General features: G+C 52.6%; 16 protein-coding genes, 2 rRNA genes and 1 riboswitch. Of the genes, 3 read left to right on the top strand and 15 right to left on the bottom strand.

What is annotated here, in order from left to right; all coding sequences use genetic code 11:
- Positions 1-230 precede the first annotated feature (230 nt).
- Positions 231-442: riboswitch (cyclic di-AMP (ydaO/yuaA leader) on the bottom strand.
- A 210-nt stretch (positions 443-652) separates the two neighbouring features.
- Positions 653-1,426: a TatD family hydrolase gene (locus ACQ4N8_RS14630; RefSeq protein WP_430705114.1), complete on the bottom strand. Its 774-nt coding sequence runs from the start codon at positions 1,424-1,426 to the stop codon at positions 653-655.
- A 15-nt stretch (positions 1,427-1,441) separates the two neighbouring features.
- Positions 1,442-2,731, bottom strand: coding sequence for an HD domain-containing protein (locus ACQ4N8_RS14625; protein WP_430705113.1), 1,290 nt, complete (start codon positions 2,729-2,731; stop codon positions 1,442-1,444).
- A 324-nt stretch (positions 2,732-3,055) separates the two neighbouring features.
- Here ACQ4N8_RS14625 and ACQ4N8_RS14620 point away from each other — a divergent pair, with 324 nt between their 5' ends.
- The gene (locus tag ACQ4N8_RS14620; protein WP_009226360.1) at positions 3,056-3,310 is read left to right on the top strand and encodes an AbrB/MazE/SpoVT family DNA-binding domain-containing protein; all 255 of its coding nucleotides are present in this window, start codon (positions 3,056-3,058) and stop codon (positions 3,308-3,310) included.
- A gap of 128 nt (positions 3,311-3,438) precedes the next feature.
- Here the strand turns inward: ACQ4N8_RS14620 and rsmI are convergent, their stop codons facing one another.
- The 10 genes from rsmI to ACQ4N8_RS14570 form a co-directional block, all read right to left on the bottom strand.
- A complete protein-coding gene (rsmI, locus tag ACQ4N8_RS14615) occupies positions 3,439-4,338 on the bottom strand; it encodes a 16S rRNA (cytidine(1402)-2'-O)-methyltransferase (protein ID WP_430705112.1) in 900 nt (299 codons plus the stop codon).
- Positions 4,335-5,090, bottom strand: coding sequence for a tRNA1(Val) (adenine(37)-N6)-methyltransferase (locus tag ACQ4N8_RS14610; RefSeq protein WP_430705111.1), 756 nt, complete (start codon positions 5,088-5,090; stop codon positions 4,335-4,337). The genes rsmI and ACQ4N8_RS14610 overlap by 4 nt, the downstream gene beginning before the upstream one ends.
- Positions 5,091-5,345: 255 nt before the next feature.
- Positions 5,346-5,717: a DNA replication initiation control protein YabA gene (gene yabA, locus ACQ4N8_RS14605; protein WP_430705110.1), complete on the bottom strand. Its 372-nt coding sequence runs from the start codon at positions 5,715-5,717 to the stop codon at positions 5,346-5,348.
- 47 nt (positions 5,718-5,764) lie between these two features.
- Entirely contained in the window at positions 5,765-6,565 is an 801-nt protein-coding gene (locus ACQ4N8_RS14600) for a PSP1 domain-containing protein (RefSeq protein ID WP_430705109.1), read from the bottom strand.
- A 109-nt stretch (positions 6,566-6,674) separates the two neighbouring features.
- A complete protein-coding gene (holB, locus tag ACQ4N8_RS14595; RefSeq protein ID WP_430705108.1) occupies positions 6,675-7,655 on the bottom strand; it encodes a DNA polymerase III subunit delta' in 981 nt (326 codons plus the stop codon).
- A 47-nt stretch (positions 7,656-7,702) separates the two neighbouring features.
- Positions 7,703-8,146, bottom strand: a complete 444-nt coding sequence (locus tag ACQ4N8_RS14590; RefSeq protein ID WP_430705107.1) for a YaaR family protein — start codon at positions 8,144-8,146, stop codon at positions 7,703-7,705.
- Positions 8,147-8,627: 481 nt separating this feature from the next.
- Positions 8,628-8,957 (bottom strand): cyclic-di-AMP receptor, encoded by a 330-nt coding sequence (locus ACQ4N8_RS14585; RefSeq protein WP_430705106.1) that lies wholly within the window; start codon positions 8,955-8,957, stop codon positions 8,628-8,630.
- Positions 8,958-9,197: 240 nt separating this feature from the next.
- On the bottom strand, positions 9,198-9,860 hold the full coding sequence (gene tmk / locus ACQ4N8_RS14580) for a dTMP kinase (RefSeq protein ID WP_430705105.1): 663 nt from the start codon (positions 9,858-9,860) through the stop codon (positions 9,198-9,200).
- Between the two features lie 37 nt (positions 9,861-9,897).
- Complete coding sequence (locus tag ACQ4N8_RS14575) at positions 9,898-11,607, bottom strand: aminotransferase class I/II-fold pyridoxal phosphate-dependent enzyme (RefSeq protein WP_430705104.1); 1,710 nt, start codon at positions 11,605-11,607, stop codon at positions 9,898-9,900.
- A gap of 166 nt (positions 11,608-11,773) precedes the next feature.
- Positions 11,774-11,959, bottom strand: a complete 186-nt coding sequence (locus ACQ4N8_RS14570; RefSeq protein WP_430705103.1) for a sigma factor G inhibitor Gin — start codon at positions 11,957-11,959, stop codon at positions 11,774-11,776.
- A gap of 334 nt (positions 11,960-12,293) precedes the next feature.
- Here ACQ4N8_RS14570 and ACQ4N8_RS14565 point away from each other — a divergent pair, with 334 nt between their 5' ends.
- Positions 12,294-12,827 carry a hypothetical protein gene (locus tag ACQ4N8_RS14565; protein ID WP_430705102.1) on the top strand — a complete coding sequence of 178 codons (534 nt, stop codon included), beginning with the start codon at positions 12,294-12,296 and terminating at the stop codon, positions 12,825-12,827.
- 187 nt (positions 12,828-13,014) lie between these two features.
- Here the strand turns inward: ACQ4N8_RS14565 and ACQ4N8_RS14560 are convergent, their stop codons facing one another.
- Positions 13,015-13,443, bottom strand: coding sequence for a hypothetical protein (locus ACQ4N8_RS14560; RefSeq protein WP_430705101.1), 429 nt, complete (start codon positions 13,441-13,443; stop codon positions 13,015-13,017).
- A 419-nt stretch (positions 13,444-13,862) separates the two neighbouring features.
- On the opposite strand from ACQ4N8_RS14560, the gene ACQ4N8_RS14555 reads away from it, so the two are divergent.
- Positions 13,863-15,788 (top strand): amidase family protein, encoded by a 1,926-nt coding sequence (locus ACQ4N8_RS14555; RefSeq protein WP_430705100.1) that lies wholly within the window; start codon positions 13,863-13,865, stop codon positions 15,786-15,788.
- Positions 15,789-16,029: 241 nt separating this feature from the next.
- On the opposite strand, the gene rrf is transcribed toward ACQ4N8_RS14555, so the two are convergent.
- Together rrf and ACQ4N8_RS14545 are read right to left on the bottom strand one after the other, a co-directional pair.
- Positions 16,030-16,146, bottom strand: a 5S ribosomal RNA gene (gene rrf, locus ACQ4N8_RS14550).
- Between the two features lie 62 nt (positions 16,147-16,208).
- Positions 16,209-16,291 (bottom strand): 23S ribosomal RNA (locus ACQ4N8_RS14545); the annotation flags it as partial.

Here is a 16,291-nt window from a genome sequence, read left to right as displayed (position 1 = left end):
AGGTCGATGCAAGATAACAAATGACGTGACTACAGTTCTTATTTACGAAACGCGCTTAACCAAGCCGCGCATTTCGCATCCTGACCAGTCTTCCCTGCAGATGTCACCTCCTGTTTTATCAACAGTATGACGACCCTATTACTTTTATTCAAAACAAAAGAAGCCCAAAGAAAGAGTTAGAGGAACTCCTTCGTGGCTTCCTGATTGTCTTGGTGTAATAGGCTGCACGAGTTACCTCTCTTGATACGCTTACGAGGTTAGCTGTCGGATTCGGACGAAAGAGAGTCGCCCTTTCTCGGTTCATTCGCTCATGGCGCAATGACCTCGAATTCACCCCATAGACCCTGTGAAGAAATCAAATACAAGCACGAACAGCTACTGCCAAATCCATACTTGCATCGGTTCCCCCGTTCTCCGTAAGGAGATTCAGCGAGACTGGTTCATGGAACCAAGCATCGAATGGTTCATCCGTCTGTCCAAAATGAGCCAAATCGATTACTGAAAAAATTCTATCCTGTTTCGATGCATGTTGTAAAGGTCGAATCAACCACGTTTTTTTTAATAAATGGTTAAAAAAATGTAATAAACTCGTTTTTATTGATCAAAACGCATCAATCTTTCCTAAATCCTCATTTTCTCATCATGTTTTCTCTCAAATGCTCCTTATTCCAAATCGTTCCAGAGCATTTCGGGTCGTAATTTCCGCGATTTCCTCCAAAGTGACCCCTTTTAACTCAGCGGCCATCTCGGCAACCAGTCGAACGTGAGCCGACTCGTTTCGCTTTCCACGAAATGGATGCGGCGTTAAATAAGGGGAATCCGTTTCGATCAGCAGCCGGTCCATCGGCGTCTTCGCCAGCACTTCTTTCGGCTGTTTTGCATTTTTAAACGTAATGGGTCCGCCAAATGACAAATGAAATCCCAAATCCAGACACATTTTGGCAATTTCCCAACTGCCGGAGAAGGAATGCATCACGCCGCCCACCTCATGCGCTTTCTCCTCGCGGAGAATCCGCACGACGTCTTCATGAGCATCGCGGTTATGAATGGAAATGGGCAGCCCCAAGCTGCGGGCCAGTCCGATTTGTTTGCGGAACACCTCGTGCTGAACCTCTTTGGGCGACGTGTCCCAATAATAATCGAGCCCGATTTCACCGATCGCGACTACCTTCTCGTGCTTGCACAATTCGGCGATCCAGTCCAAATCGCCTTCCTGCATCGTAACCGCGTCCTGCGGATGCCAGCCGACGGCGGCATAAATGAAATCGTACGACTCCGCCAGCTTCATCGTCGACGGGATCGTTTCGCGGTTAAAACCGATATTGATCATCCGCGTTACCCCTTGCGCCACGGCGCGTTCGATCACTTCCTCGCGATCCTCGTCGAATTGGGGAGCGTCCAAATGCGTATGCGTATCGAATAACATGTTGTGGGTATCCTCCTAACTTCTTTGCGCGAAAATTTGAGCTACGGGCTGGGGCAGCCGTCCCATGACGGCGCTTAATTTATCATCCGGATAGTACAAATGGTATTTCCCCCGTTGCAGTCCGCTGATCGACCTCACGATATCGGACACCTCGGAGATTTCCCGCAGGCGTTCTTGCCGGTCCAGCAGCAAGATTTGCTTCTCGCGAACCCCCTCATCCGGACGGAACACATCATACGGCAGATCCGTGGGAAAATCAATTTCCATGTCGTAATCTGGATTCAGGTTGACCCGCTCCAGCGCATGGCGGATCTCGCCGAGCATTTCCAAATCCTTCGTCTCGAGTTCTACATATTTATACAATTTGCGATCCAAGAAACGGGTGCACAGGTCGCTGAGCAGCGCATCGCGCTCGTTCTTCCATTGCATAAAGGCGGTCTGCATTAACGCCTCGTCGAGCTGCAAATAATCGCTAACGCCGATATCGCCTTGGAAAAGCCCGGGGAGCGGGTGGGGAAGAAACGCAAACGCATGCCCATTCCGGTACAGCTCCTTAGCCCGTCGCAGAATCTGCCGCAGGATAATTTCGGAGCTCCGGGTTACCGGATGGAAATAGACCTGCCAATACATCTGGTAACGTGACATTAAATAGTCTTCGACCGCGTGCATGCCCGATTCCTTAACAACGACCCGTCCTTGGAAGGGACGCAGCATCCGCAGGATCCGATCCATGTCGATGGTGCCGTAATTGACGCCGGTAAAATAAGCGTCCCGCAGCAGATAATCCATCCGGTCCGCGTCCAGCGGGCTCGACACCAGATTAACGACGATCGGATTATCGTAATCCTTGCGGATCACCGCTGCCACCTTCTCCGGGAAATCGGGCGAGATGCTTTGCAGCACCGCACCGGCCTCGGTGTCGCCCAGCAGGATTTTGCAGGTCCAATCCTCGTGATGCATTTGAAACGCCTGTTCAATGGAATGCGAAAACGGCCCATGTCCCAAATCGTGCAGCAGTGCAGCGCAAAGGGCAACCATCTTCTCCCCGCTGGGCCAATCGGCGTATCCGCTGCGCTCGAATTGGGAGATGATCCGCCGCGTAATTTCATAGACGCCCAGCGAATGGGAGAACCGGCTGTGCTCCGCCCCATGGAACGTCAAATACGATGTCCCGAGCTGACGGATGCGGCGTAGACGCTGGAATTCCGGCGTATTAATGAGAGACCAGATCACTTCGTCCTGTACGTGAATATAATTATGTACGGGATCTTTAAATACTTTTTCTTCGCGAAGCTGCCGATACATCGTGAACCCACTCCTTTTTCGTCAAAATCGGTTTTTGAAAAATAAAGAGAGATTATGACTGACGCCGACGGTTAATGTCGAATTATGTTGTAAAGTGTCAAATTAGTGATTTCCAAAATGTCGAATTATAGTGTATTGCGAACTCTCTAGGTATATAAGTGCTTTCAGGAGTTATGTACAGCAATATTTTAGAAATAATAATGAACTCTGCCATAAATAGGTTGACTATTCTGGCAATGGTTGGTATTATAAAAATCATAAAAGATAGAACAATGTCGAATAATGACACTTAAAAAACTATAGCGAGAGGGGCAATCATCAGTTATGATGAAATCAACAGGTATTGTAAGAAAGGTCGACGAACTGGGTCGTGTCGTTATCCCTATCGAATTGCGCCGTACCCTGGGCATTGGCGAGAAAGACGCACTCGAGATTTATGTGGACGGCGAGCGCATTATGCTGAAGAAATATGAGCCTGCCTGCATTTTCTGCGGCAACGCCGAGAACGTCACTTACTTCAAAGGCAAAATTGTTTGCCATGAATGTATTACGGAGCTTCCTACCCCTGTGACAAATTAGGAATTATAGTATATAATAGATTTACTGAAACTGTTAATTCTAACCTTTTTCATATCTCCTTGGTGCCTTCCTTGGCTTGAACCCGGCCTAGCGAAGGCCCCTTTTTTTTGCCCGGATAAATTTTGTAGCTATAACAGCTGATTGTAAATATCCCGTTTGGACACGCCCCGATCGGCAGCCGTTTTCTTCATCGCCTCCTTTCGCGTCATTCCGCTTTCGTTCTCGTAATGCAGCACATGCTCTTCCACCGATAACGTTTGCCACCAGGCATCGCGTCTTTCCTTCACCTGATCGGGATGCGCCCCTTCGACAACCAGACAATATTCTCCCAACGGCGGATGCTCCTGGAGCCAGGACAAACAATCCTGCAGCGTGCCCCGAGCGAACTCCTCGTAACGTTTGGTTAATTCCCGAGCCAGCACGATCCGCCGGTCCCCCCAAACCTCGAACAGGGATTCGAGCGTTTTGACGAGCCGATGCGGGGACTCGTACATCAACAGCGTGCCTTCTTCGTCCACCAGCGATTTCAGCTTCGTCTCCCGCTCTTTGTGATCCCGAGGCAAAAAGCCCAGAAACATAAAGCGTTCCGTCGGCAAACCCGAGACGATCAACGCGGATAAGGCCGCGTTCGCCCCCGGCACCGGAACGACCGAAATACCCGCTTCCAGCGCCAGTTTGACGAGGTCGCTCCCAGGGTCGGAAATCGCCGGCAAACCGGCATCGCTGACCAGCGCCAAATTTTTTCCTTCTATTATAAAGCGTATCAACTCAGGACCGCTGGCGGCCTTATTATGCTCATGATAACTGAGCAATTTGCCTGGCGAGATATCAAAATGCGTTAACAGCTTCCGCGTCTGCCTCGTGTCCTCCGCAGCGATGATATCGGCCTCCTGCAAAGTACGGACGGCCCGAAAGGTCATGTCCTCCAGATTGCCGATCGGCGTGCCGACCAGGAACAGCTTGCCGCTGCCGGTTCGGGAGAAATCGTCGGACGTCGTCTCAAAGCTTTTCTGTACGTTTACGTTCATGCTCTACCCTCTTTTGGCCCGTAATAGATATTCATGATTTCCTCGCAGTATTCCCCATTTTCACCGTATACGATCAACGGAGGAAGCACCCGAACGTCCGGCTTGCCGTCCCGCAGCGCTTCGATCAATACCATGTTGGCCTCGGCGCCCGCTCGGGGATGCACGAAGCGGATGACCTTCGGCTCCAATCGAAACTGCCTAAGAATCGTCATAATCTCGCCCAAGCGCTGGGGCTTGTGCACCATCGACACCTTGCCGCCGGGGCGGACCAACCGCATCGCGGACGCGGCCACCTCCTCCAGGCTGCAGTGAATCTCATGGCGGGCGATGGCCTGGTGTTCATTCAGCTTCGTCTCGCCCGTCGTCAGCGGCATATACGGCGGATTGACCGTAATCGCATCGTATACGCCGTGCCCGGTCTCCTTCACTAATTCACGCAAATCCCCCTCGCGAATGCAGATGCGATCCGCCAGCTTGTTCATCTCGACGCTGCGGCGAGCCATGTCCGCAAGGCGCGGTTGAATTTCGATCCCTTCGATGGCCGCTTCCGTACGCGTTGACAGCAGCAGGGGAATGACGCCGTTTCCGGTGCATAGATCGAGGATTTTTCCATATTTGGGTACCGGGGCAAACCGCGCCAGCAAAACGGCATCCATCGAAAAGCTGAATACTTCGTCGCTCTGAATAATGTGCAAATCGTGGGTGAGCAGGTCATCCACCCGTTCTTGGTCATAAATCGGTACGTTGTTCAAAACGGATTCCTTCCTTTATAAGCTTGTTCGTTTTGGAAATATTACACATTGTACAACAATCTCGGCGTGTTGGGACTAATCCGCAGCGATTGTTGCAAAAAGTACACCAAAGGATCTCCGAAAAGGAAAAAAACGCCAGGAACGCTCCCCTTGTCCCACTCCAAAGTATCCCCTGCGAACTCCCGGTATACAGGTCCAAAATGCATAACCTTCCCCAACTTCAAAAAAAACCGTAGGGTTGTTCCCCACGGTTCATTATTTATTCAAAAATGACAAGCAGAAGAGGCAGTCGCCTTCCGTGCGAAGATGCCCATAATATACGTTGCATATATGAAAGCCTTCGTGATAAAGACGCGCCAGATTATCGTAGCCCTCGCCCACGACATCGATCGCTTCCTTGCCGGCCAGCAGCGGATCGGCGGTTCTCTCCGCCGTCGGAAGCGGCAATCGCCCTTCCATGCTTTCCCGCTTTAATATTTTGCGCAGCTGTTCATTTTCGAGCAGAAGCCGCTGGTTTTCTTCCACCAGCTTCTTTACCTCTAGCTTGAGGGTGCCCAAATCGCCGTGTACTTTTCCCATTTGCGTTTCCAGCGCCTGCATATGCGTGAAAATGTCCTTGTTCTCCAAGTTCCCACCCCAGAGTCATCTCTAAAGTTTATCTGAAAGAGCGGTTCCTATTTCAGGACGACATCGTCCAACGGAAGCTCCTTCACTTTCCCTATTTCGAACAGCTGTACATGTACGGTGCGCGATCCGGCGTTGATCCCGACAACTTTGCCGTCGCCGAGCGAAGTGACCACCACTTTGCCTACGGATGGAAGCTCTTCTTTGATGCTTTCGTAGTTATCGTGCTCAAACTTCAAGCAGCACATTAACCGTCCGCATAAACCGGATATCTTCGTCGGGTTCAGCGACAGGCTTTGATCTTTGGCCATTTTGATCGAAACCGGCTCAAAATCCCCCAGCCAGGACGAACAGCAGAGCACCCGCCCGCAAGGACCGATACCGCCCAGCATTTTGGCTTCGTCCCGCACGCCGATTTGTCTCAGCTCGATCCGGGTCCGGAAAATGCTGGCCAAATCCTTGACCAATTCGCGGAAATCAACGCGGCCTTCCGCCGTGAAATAAAAAATGATTTTGTTGCGGTCGAACGTAAATTCCACGTCGACCAGCTTCATTTTCAAATCATGATCCTTGATTTTATTTAAACATGTGGCAAAAGCATTTTTTGCCGCAAACTTATTCTCATCCACAACACAGGCGTCGGCGTCATCGGCAATCCGTATGACCTTCTTGAGCGGAAGGACGACATCGGATTCTCCAACCTTCTTCTTGCCGACCACCACTTTACCATATTCGATCCCGCGCGCGGTTTCAACAATCACGCTCTGGTCCTTCTCGACAGGAAGCTCCAGCGGATCGAAATAATAAATTTTGCCCGCTTTTTTAAAACGGACGCCCACTACAGTGTACAAAAACTAACCCCCTCGTATAGCTCTAACTGGTAAACCGCTTTCCTTTATAAATCCCTGCTCTTTCACGGGAGAAAGTTTCTTAATTCTGTCTAGCTTAAGCCCCTGACACCTACCGTTGTCCTTCCACGGCAATCAGGAATTGCTCGACGCAAAGCTGGGCGTTCATATGTTGCCGCAGCTTCTTCTTGCTCTCCGCTGCCAGCGCCATGGCGTCAATCCATTGCTCGGCGCTGCGTGAGGCAGCGTGTCCAACGACAAACTGGAGCTCATCTATGAAAACGATTTGATCATGTTTATGATAGAGCGCGTGGATCATATCTTTAAACCACAAATGGAAAAGATTGAACATCATGTCCAAATGATCGGCCAAGCCGGATTTGAACAAATTTTGCTGCGCGGTAATTAAAGGAGAACCGCCACGGCCTGCGATTTCCTTCCCTAATTGTAACACTACGTTTCTAATTTCCGCAAACCAATTCTGCTGGATCAGATCGCGGCACGGCCCCAGTCCTGCCGCGAGATGAACGGCACTTCGAGCCAAAGTTGCCGGAAATCCCTCATCCGCCAAAATTTGGAGCATGCGTTCCGGATCCAGCGGGGTGAACGGCACCCACTGCGCCCGCGATTGAATCGTCGGCAGCAAAGCCCGTCCATTGTCGGATAACAGGATGGCCACGGCCGGAGACGGGGGTTCTTCGAGAAACTTCAACAGACTGTTAGCCGCTTGTACCGTCATTTTCTCCGCCTCGTCGATGATATAGGCTTTCGGATTCCCGCTCTCCGAGCGATAAGAGAATATCCGCTGCAATTCGCGGATTTGTTCGATTTTGATCGTTGCCCCATCGGGCTTGATCATAAACAGATCCGGGTGGTTGCCATGCAGCACCTTGCGGCATTCCAGGCATTCCCCGCATGCATCTTCCCCGCCCCGCATGCAGAACAACGCCTGGACGAAGGCCATGGCCATTTCCATTTGCCCGCTTCCAGGCGGTCCGCTAAATATATAGGCATGGGATATTTCCTGGCGTCTAAGCCCGCTCTGCAGCAGTTGCTTAGCCGTATCCTGCCCGATGATCTCTTGAAATGACATGCTTCGGTCTCTTCCCTTCAAAAACCGCAATACTAGAAGTTGCCCTATTAGAAACTCAGATTGATCAGCATGCCGCGGATCTCGCCGATTTTTTGCAGCAGCTCGATCTTGCCTTGCTCCGTCTCCAGCAGTTCGTCCGCCATGGCCAACAGCGCGGCATCCACCTCGTCAAGCAGCTTGTAGCGTTTTCCGCGGCCGCGGCGATCCCATCCTTTGGATTCCTTGATGGTCACACCCCGCCGCACTGTATCCTCCAGAAATCGTTTGACCATCAACCGGTAAGCCTTTAACTCCCGGACGGTCATGGACCGGGCCAGCCGGTCCCCTTGCATTTGAATTTCCCTGAATCTTCGGTTCAGTTCCTCTTGGGTCGCTTGCTGGCCATGCTGCTGCATGACGTCGGAGAAGCTTTTGGATTGCACCGGTTTGGCAGGGGCGTCACTCACTCCCAAACCGCTTTTGAGCGGCCGGAATCCAGGATCGATTTTCAAAGCGGTCACCGCCTATAGGTTGATATGCTGAATACAAAATTCGATGTCGAATCTCCCTCAATGAAATTCTTCGTGATGGAAAGCTGACTTTTTTGATTTCCTCTATCCCAATGATGATCAAAAAAGTTAGGTTTTCAGCACCGAGAAGGTTGGACGAAACTAGGGACTGAGCAGCGCAGCGTAGGCTAACCTACGTGAGTAGCGGAAGGCCCGGTTGAGTTCAAGATTCGATGTCGAAACAGCTTCATGAAACTTACTTCGTGATGGAAAGCTGACTTTTTTGATTTCCTCTATCCCAATGATGATCAAAAAAGTTAGGTTTTCAGCACCGGGAAGGTTGGACGAAACTAGGGACTGAGCAGCGCAGCGTAGGCTAACCTACGTGAGCAGCGGAAGGCCCGGTTGAGTTCAAGATTCGATGTCGAAACAGCTTCATGAAACTTACTTCGTGATGGAAAGCTGACTTTTTTGATTTCCTCTATCAGAAATGTTCGAAGCGGTCTACTGGGAGCACGAACACAGTCGCCCCGCCCACCTGTACTTCCACGGGCAGCGGCAAATACGAATCGGTCGTCCCGCTCATCGGAGTTACCGGGGTAACCAATTGCTCCCGCACTTTACAGCTGTTGCGGATCACGTTCAGCACGGTGTCTACCTGATGGTCATCCACACCGATCATAAACGTCGTGTTCCCCGCCCGAAGAAACCCTCCGGTACTTGCCAGCTTGGTGGCCCGATAATTCTCCTTGACCAATGCGCTGGATAACCGGTTGCTGTCTTTATCTTGGATAATCGCAACAATTAGTTTCATTTGCAGTCCCTCCTCGTTTTATAAAAAATGTACCATACTATCCTATTTGACGGCTAGGCCATGAATTCCTTTAAAGACGTTGTTCAAAAAGTCATCTATTGATCACGAGGCAAGCCTATTTCCCCTGAAACCATTTCAGCGACTCACATAGCATAGGTTCCACTAAGCTACTGACGTCCCTAGCTTCATCGGACCTAAAGCGTCTTGAAAAAATATACGTCGGAAGCATTCGTCTCTGTGCTAAATATCTGACTTTTTGAACTCGTTCTTTAATGTCGCGGAAAGTTGACTGTGGATCTCCGCGGCGACCTCTTCCTTGCTGCGGGAAGCGTCGATAATTCGGATGCGCTGTGGATACATTTCCGCAATCATCAGATAGCCCTCCCGGACCTTCCGATGGAATTGGAGGCTCTCCATATCCAATCGGTTCACTTCCCGCCCATCGCCGGCGGCGATTCGGGCTAGCCCGGCCTCCGGCTCGATATCGAGGTAGAAGGTCAGATCCGGAAACCGGCCTTTGGTTGCAAAGCGGTTGATATTCAGTACTTCGTCGATGCCAAGGCCGCGCGCATGCCCTTGATAGGCCAGGCTGCTGTCGAGGAACCGATCGCAAAGGACGGTGATGCCCCGTTCCAGGGACGGCTCCACCTTCTCGGCCAGATGCTGCCGCCTTGAGGCGGCGTACAGCAGCGCCTCCGTACGGGCGTCCATTGCGGTATGCTGCGGATTGAGGATAATATCGCGAATCTTCTCGGCGATTTCGATGCCGCCCGGCTCGCGGGTGGAGATGAAAGGAACTCCGTGCTTCTCAAGCGCCTGCTCCAATTCCTGCATGACGGTTGTTTTGCCTGAGCCATCACCACCCTCCAGCGTAATGAATAAACCTTTTGCTTGACCGTTCATCTGCTTCGTTCCCTGCTTTCTTCGATTGAGAATCATGTTATGTCAGCCGTTTTTTCACCTGGATGCCGGCCAAAGAAGGGTCGGCCGCCCCCTGGCATTTCGCTCCCGAGAGCCGTAGCAGCATCAACCGCTGCTTTGCTGCCTCCGTCACCGTCTCGCCGGGATAGACGATCGGGATGCCCGGCGGGTATGGGATGATCATTTCCGCGGCCTGCCTGCCGGCGCTATCCTCGATGGGGACCGTTTCGATCTCTGCCGGGGACAGCGGAACAAGACGAAACGGCACGGGCTCGGACACCGCCAGCAGGAGATCAGGTTCCCCAGGCGAAAGCGGGACGGGAGCTACGGGAGTCCCCGCATCCCCTCCGGACGTCCCCTCGCGAGGTATGCCGGCCGCCGCAGGTTCATGTCCGTGGACCGCATTGTTCCACGTGGAAAGACCGGACGGCGATGTTAGCCTGCTGTTGGCATCCGCTGCGTCTTCAACGGCATCGGCCGTATTGGAAGCCTCTGCGACCGCCTTAACGCCCTTGTCGGCGTCAGCGTCCACAATAACCGTTTCTTCCCCGGCGCATCCGCCGCAGATGCGCTGCAGCGCCTGCAGCAGCCGCTCGGCATCCCGCTGCGTCGTTCCTGGCCCAAGCGCGAGCACGACATAGCGGTCATCGCTCATTTCCGGGACGCAGCCCTCGGCCTCGAGCCGCTCCTGCAGTTCATACCCGGTGAGGGCTGCGGTCGCGTCGAATATAACAAGTTTCAATGGATCTTGTATAGTATATGCAGCAGCCCCTCCGCTGGCGCCCGGCGGTTCCACGACGTCGAAGCGCGAGAGCTGTGCCAGGCCGCGCCGGAGGTACGCGGCTGCGGAGAGCCCGCCCTCGAAGAAGGCGGGGCCCTGCGCGCCCAGCAGGCTTCGGCTCACGTCGAGCGAAGCCATGATGGGGTAAGACGGGCTGGAGCTCTGCAGCATCGCCAGCCGCTGTCGCAGCAGCGCGAGGTCGAGCAGCCCGCCCTGCACATGCAGCATCGCGCCCATCGTGAGCGCGGTCAGCATCTTGTGCGTCGACTGCACGACGCCGTCGGCCCCCGCGGCCAGAGCGCTCTCCGGCAGCGCCGGGTGCTGGCCGAAGTGGGCGCCATGCGCCTCGTCGACGAGCAGCGGCACGCCGTGCACATGGCACAGCTCGGCCAGCGGCCGCAGCGGCGCGCCCATCCCGTAGTAGCTCGGGTGCGTGAGCAGCAGCCCCTTGGCGCCGGGATGCCGGCGCAGGGCTTCACGCACCGCGGCTTCGCTCGGGATGGTCGCCAGCCCGCTGCTGGCATCCTGCTGCGGCGCCAAAAACACCGCGTGCGCGCCTGCCAGCATCAATCCGTGGATGACGGATTTATGCACGTTCCGCTGCACGAGCAACACGTCCCCCGGAGCGGTGCACACGCTCAGGATCAGCGCCAGGTTGCCGGCCGTGCTGCCGCCAACCAGAAAAAACGTCTCCTCCGCCCCAAACTGGGCGGCGGCTAATCGCTGCGCCTCGCGGATCACGCCCTCCGGATGATGGAGATCATCCGTCCCGGTGATTTCCGTGGCGTCGATTTCCATCACGTGCGGCAAAACGCCGTCAACCCGCACCTCACCGCGCAAGGCCTGTCCGTTTTTGTGCCCCGGGACATGGAAGGAGGCGTTCCTTTTTTCCCGGTACCGCAGCAACGCCTCGTATAACGGAGCCCCGTTGGTATATTCCTCTGACATATCTATCTGAATCCTTCCAACTTCGTCGTATTGACTTGATGGCTTATACTCACTATAGCTGTATCGCTATATTATAACCATCGCTTCATTTTACCGCTTTCCTGCCCGGAAGGGCAACAGAAAAGGACCCGCTCCCAAGAAGAACAGGTCCTTTCAACAAGCGGCTTTATGCATTTTTCTGCACCCAGATCTGCTTCATTTGATGAATAAAGAAATGGTATTTCTCCTCCTGCACGTCCGTGTGCACCATTTCGGCCTCGCAAGCATCGCAGATAAATTCCGATACGATATGAATGCCCTCGGTTTTCGGCTCCCCGCAGATAATGCAATTCCTTACGGCCAATTCGTCCATTCCCGATCCCACCTTGTCTGTTTACTATCAAAGGTTGTTCAAAAAGTCATCTTTTGCTCGCGTAGATCCATCTGCGCTCCGCTACTCCGTCCCTAGCTTCATCCAACCTTCTCGATGCTGAAAAACCGACTTTTTGAACTCGTACTATCAGTATGACACAGATTCTATTATTTTAAACCTTTTCATAGTCCGCTACCTACTTTATCTTATGCCGTAGGTCTTCCGGCTGTGTTTGTACGCGGAATCTTAATTATTCTTTCAATTATCCGATATAGTAAGAAGAGCATGTCCGTTTCATGCGGACCGTTATTTATTCATGAAGGAGGGTTGTTTGTTGAAGTCCGCCGAAACCGAAGCCAACGCCAACGCGACTTTTTATCACTACAAGCTGCTCAAAAGAGTCGTTTTGCCCAAAGCCCTGATACGCAGTTTAATGATACTTCCCTTCATCTGGCTTGTTGCCGAGATGATTTTCATATCTTGGACCAGCGTGTTTTTCTTCCTGCTGGCCATGCCCGTTGCCTTATGGATTCAATACGTCATTTCCCGGTCGGTGCTCATCATCGTCAGTCACTCTTCCCGCAAACGCTGGCGTTTCACCCGGCAGCTCCCATGGGTCGGATACATGCCGGATCAGTACGTTGCTTATACGATATACCGGCGAGTACATCTGCATTCTGCCTGGATCGGTTGCTGTGTGATAGCCGTGCTCATACCTTGGTCTCCGGCATCCTTCGTGCTTTCCTTATTTTTTTGGCACCTCTGGTTCATTGCCCCGCGGTTTATCGTATTGGGCAGCCTCCGAGGCCAGCGCCAAGACGGAATGATCAAAATTACCGGCCTCGACATTTCCTACTATATGCAATGATTGAGCCTGCACGGCACTCCGCCGCTTTGGGCCGTCTTCTTACATAACCCGGCGCATACCAAAAAACCTGTCTCCTGCAACTGCAGGGAACAGGTTTGTTTCTTTCTTGCCCGACTAACATCAGCTCTTGTCCACGTTGTTTCGACGATCTTCCGCCTTGTTGCAGCCTGAGCTTATGTCCCTTGGCCTACGGACTGCTTTCCAATCCTTGGATAACGGTCTTCTCCTCTTTCTTCGGAACCAATACCGTAAAAGAGTCATCATGAAGCGTCAGCTGAACGATCAGCTTCCCCTTCTCATACACCCGGGTGGTGCCGGTGCTTTCCTCTTTCTTCTCCTTCCAGCCCCACTCCTCGATCACTTTTTGATAGGCCTCAGGCACGTCTTCGTCATCCTGGAGCCCATTAAGCGAATAATGCACATAATCCAATTTGGAGTTATTCAAGGCCGTTTCTGTTTGACTAGCCTCTTTGGGGACGGGAAAACTTTTTTCTACCGATGCTCCCACATAATCCGTCCACGAAGGCTCGGAAGATGCACAGCCTGCGATGACGAAGATCATCATCAAGACTCCCCACATGAAGCATAAGGAATATCCTACTCCTCTTCGCCGCATGATCCATTCCTCCTTACCCTGACTATATGCTGAAAAAATACCTTGTTGTCGTTACCGATATAGATTCCGGATAGGCTAAATGCCCTAGATGCTAACATACCATACTAATTATACCGGGAGTTTTAGGGTCGTCGGTAACAAAAAGGTTACATTCTTTTTGATAGAATCTGAAAATAATACATTGAATTTCAGAAAAAAACAAGAAACGGTGTAATTCCGGCGTTATGTTAATTAACACAAGTTTTTAAACATTAAATTTGTTCAATAAATGAAATCGTGAGTGCTAGCGAAAAAATCTTTGCAAACTAGAGATGTATGCGTTTTTTTAAGCATATACCCCCTTTGTAATCATATCTGACATGAAACTATGATATCTCAAAGACTTCATTGATTTTCATATCGGGAGAGGGGAAATGCTTATGAAACCATATCGTCGTTGGCAAAAAGTCTGTTCTCTGCTGCTAGTTTCCGTCATGTCCGCCGGATTATGGGGCATCGGCGTGCCGGAAGCCCGGGCGGCATCATCATCCTCTGCATCAAGTGCTTCCTTACCGCAGAACAACCAAACGCCGGTCACCGGGGAACAATTCCGGCAATCGATGAAGCAAGCCGCGATCGAAGCGGGAGGCTCTTTTTCGATGCCGGAGGTCTCAGGCACCAGCGTGCCTCGGAGCAGCGCTGCCGTCTTACTTCAACAGTGGCTTGGATTGGAGAGCGCTGCCGAGCCCTACGCCGATATTGCGGATCAGGCCCCCTATGCAGAAGCCGTAGGCGCCGTCGTTCAAGCCGGACTAATGAAAGGTACCTCCAATACCCGGTTTATGCCTGGCGAATCGCTCACGCAAAGCGACCTTGAACTGCTACATAAGCGCGTCGTCAGCTACCTCAAACCGTTCGTGCTTACGGAGGCCTCGATCTCCGATATTCAGCTGGCCATGGAACAAGGGAAGCTGACTTCCAAACAGCTCGTGCAAATGTATCTGGACCGCATCGCAAAATATGACGATCAGGGCATCTCCCTTCAAGCCGTCCTGACGATTAATCCCGATGCGCTGAGCATTGCTGAAGCACTGGACGAGGAACGGGCGACTCAAGGGCCGCGCGGACCGCTGCACGGCATTCCGATTTTGGTCAAAGATAATTTTGATACCGCCGACATGCCCACGACCGCCGGTTGCCTATGCTTGAAGGATTCCGTGCCCGATCAGGACGCCGATCAAATCGCTAAGTTAAAAGAAGCCGGTGCAATCATATTAGGCAAAACCAATCTGCACGAGTTCGCCTTCGGCATAACGACCTCCAGTTCGCTGGGCGGTCAAACGAAAAACCCGTACGCCCCGGATCATTATCCCGGAGGCTCCAGCGGCGGCACCGGAGCGGCCATCGCCGCCAATTTCGCTGTCGCCGGACTCGGTACCGATACCGGCGGATCAATCCGCATTCCGTCCAGCTTCAACAGCCTGGTCGGCATCCGGCCGACGATCGGCCTATCCAGCCGGGACGGCATCATCCCGCTGGCGCTGACCCAGGACGTCGGCGGTCCGATCGCCCGCACGGTAGAGGACGCCGCGATCCTGCTTGACGCTACCGCCGGGTATGATCCGGACGATGTCGCTACGGCTTACAGTGTTGGCCGAATCCCGGGGAGCTATACCGATTTCCTCGATGCGAACGGTCTAAAAGGAGCCCGGATCGGCGTGGCAACCGAACTGTTCCCGGACGGCAACGATAAAGAAAAGGCCGTTTCCGAGGTTGTTTACAAAGCCGTAGATGAGCTCGAGGCGCTTGGCGCCACGGCGATCCCGATCCAAATTCCGAATCTGGCCGAGATCAATAAATATCCAAGCTTGAGCGGCTACGAGTTCAAGTTCCAACTAAACGATTATTTGAAAGAGCTTGGTGACGACGCTCCCTACCATAGCTTGGCCGAAATCATTGCCTCCGGAGAATATGACAAAGCCCAGGAGCAATCGATGAAATCCCGCGAGGCCCGCGAAACGTTGGAAACGGAGGAATACAAGGATATTGTGCTAAAGCGCACCAGCCTAACCCGGGAAGCCATCCTGAAAGTCATGGCAGATAACAACCTGGATGCCATCGTCTATCCAACAAGCACTCAGCCGGCTGCGTTGATCGGCGAAAGTCAGTCGTCCGGCAGCAACAATCGTCTGAGCCCGTTCTCCGGTTTCCCGGCCATCACGGTTCCGGCCGGATTTACGACGGATGGTCTCCCGGTGGGCATCGAGTTTCTGGGCCGTGCCTTTGACGAAAGAACTTTGCTTAAACTCACCTATAGCTACGAGCAAGGCACGCATCACCGCCGAGCGCCAAAGTTAGCACCTTAACCTAGTTTATCCCTGAAGAGGGCCAACGGTCATAGGCGGCTCTCTTCAGTAGGTTCTATCCCAATGAGATCCCCTTCTCGTTGCTCTTGCCCTTGCGAACCGTTTTTGCGAAACAACCGGAATAATAAATTCAGTTATTTTCCCCTTTGTTCCTCCGATTAAGATAAATTCCTGCAAAAATACAGGTCTCACCGAACACAAAAAAGCACCGCCGGATGAACGGCAGTGCTCTTCCTTCTTTGCTTGGCGGCGTCCTACTCTCCCAGGACCCTTCGGTCCAAGTACCATCGGCGCTGGAGGGCTTAACGGTCGTGTTCGGGATGGGTACGCGTGGAACCCCTCCGCCATCGCCACCAAACGGTTCAAGCGTTTGATCGCCTGAAAACTGGATACGAAACGCATTTGCTGTTTTAGTTGTTTTTGGATAAGCCCTCGACCGATTAGTACCTGTCAGCTCCATGCATTGCTGCACTTCCACCTCAGGCCTATCAACCTCGTCGTCT

The organism is Paenibacillus macerans (assembly GCF_050565405.1).
GTDB classification, from domain to species: Bacteria; Bacillota; Bacilli; order Paenibacillales; family Paenibacillaceae; genus Fontibacillus; species Fontibacillus macerans_B.
This window is presented reverse-complemented; position numbering and strand designations above follow the sequence as displayed.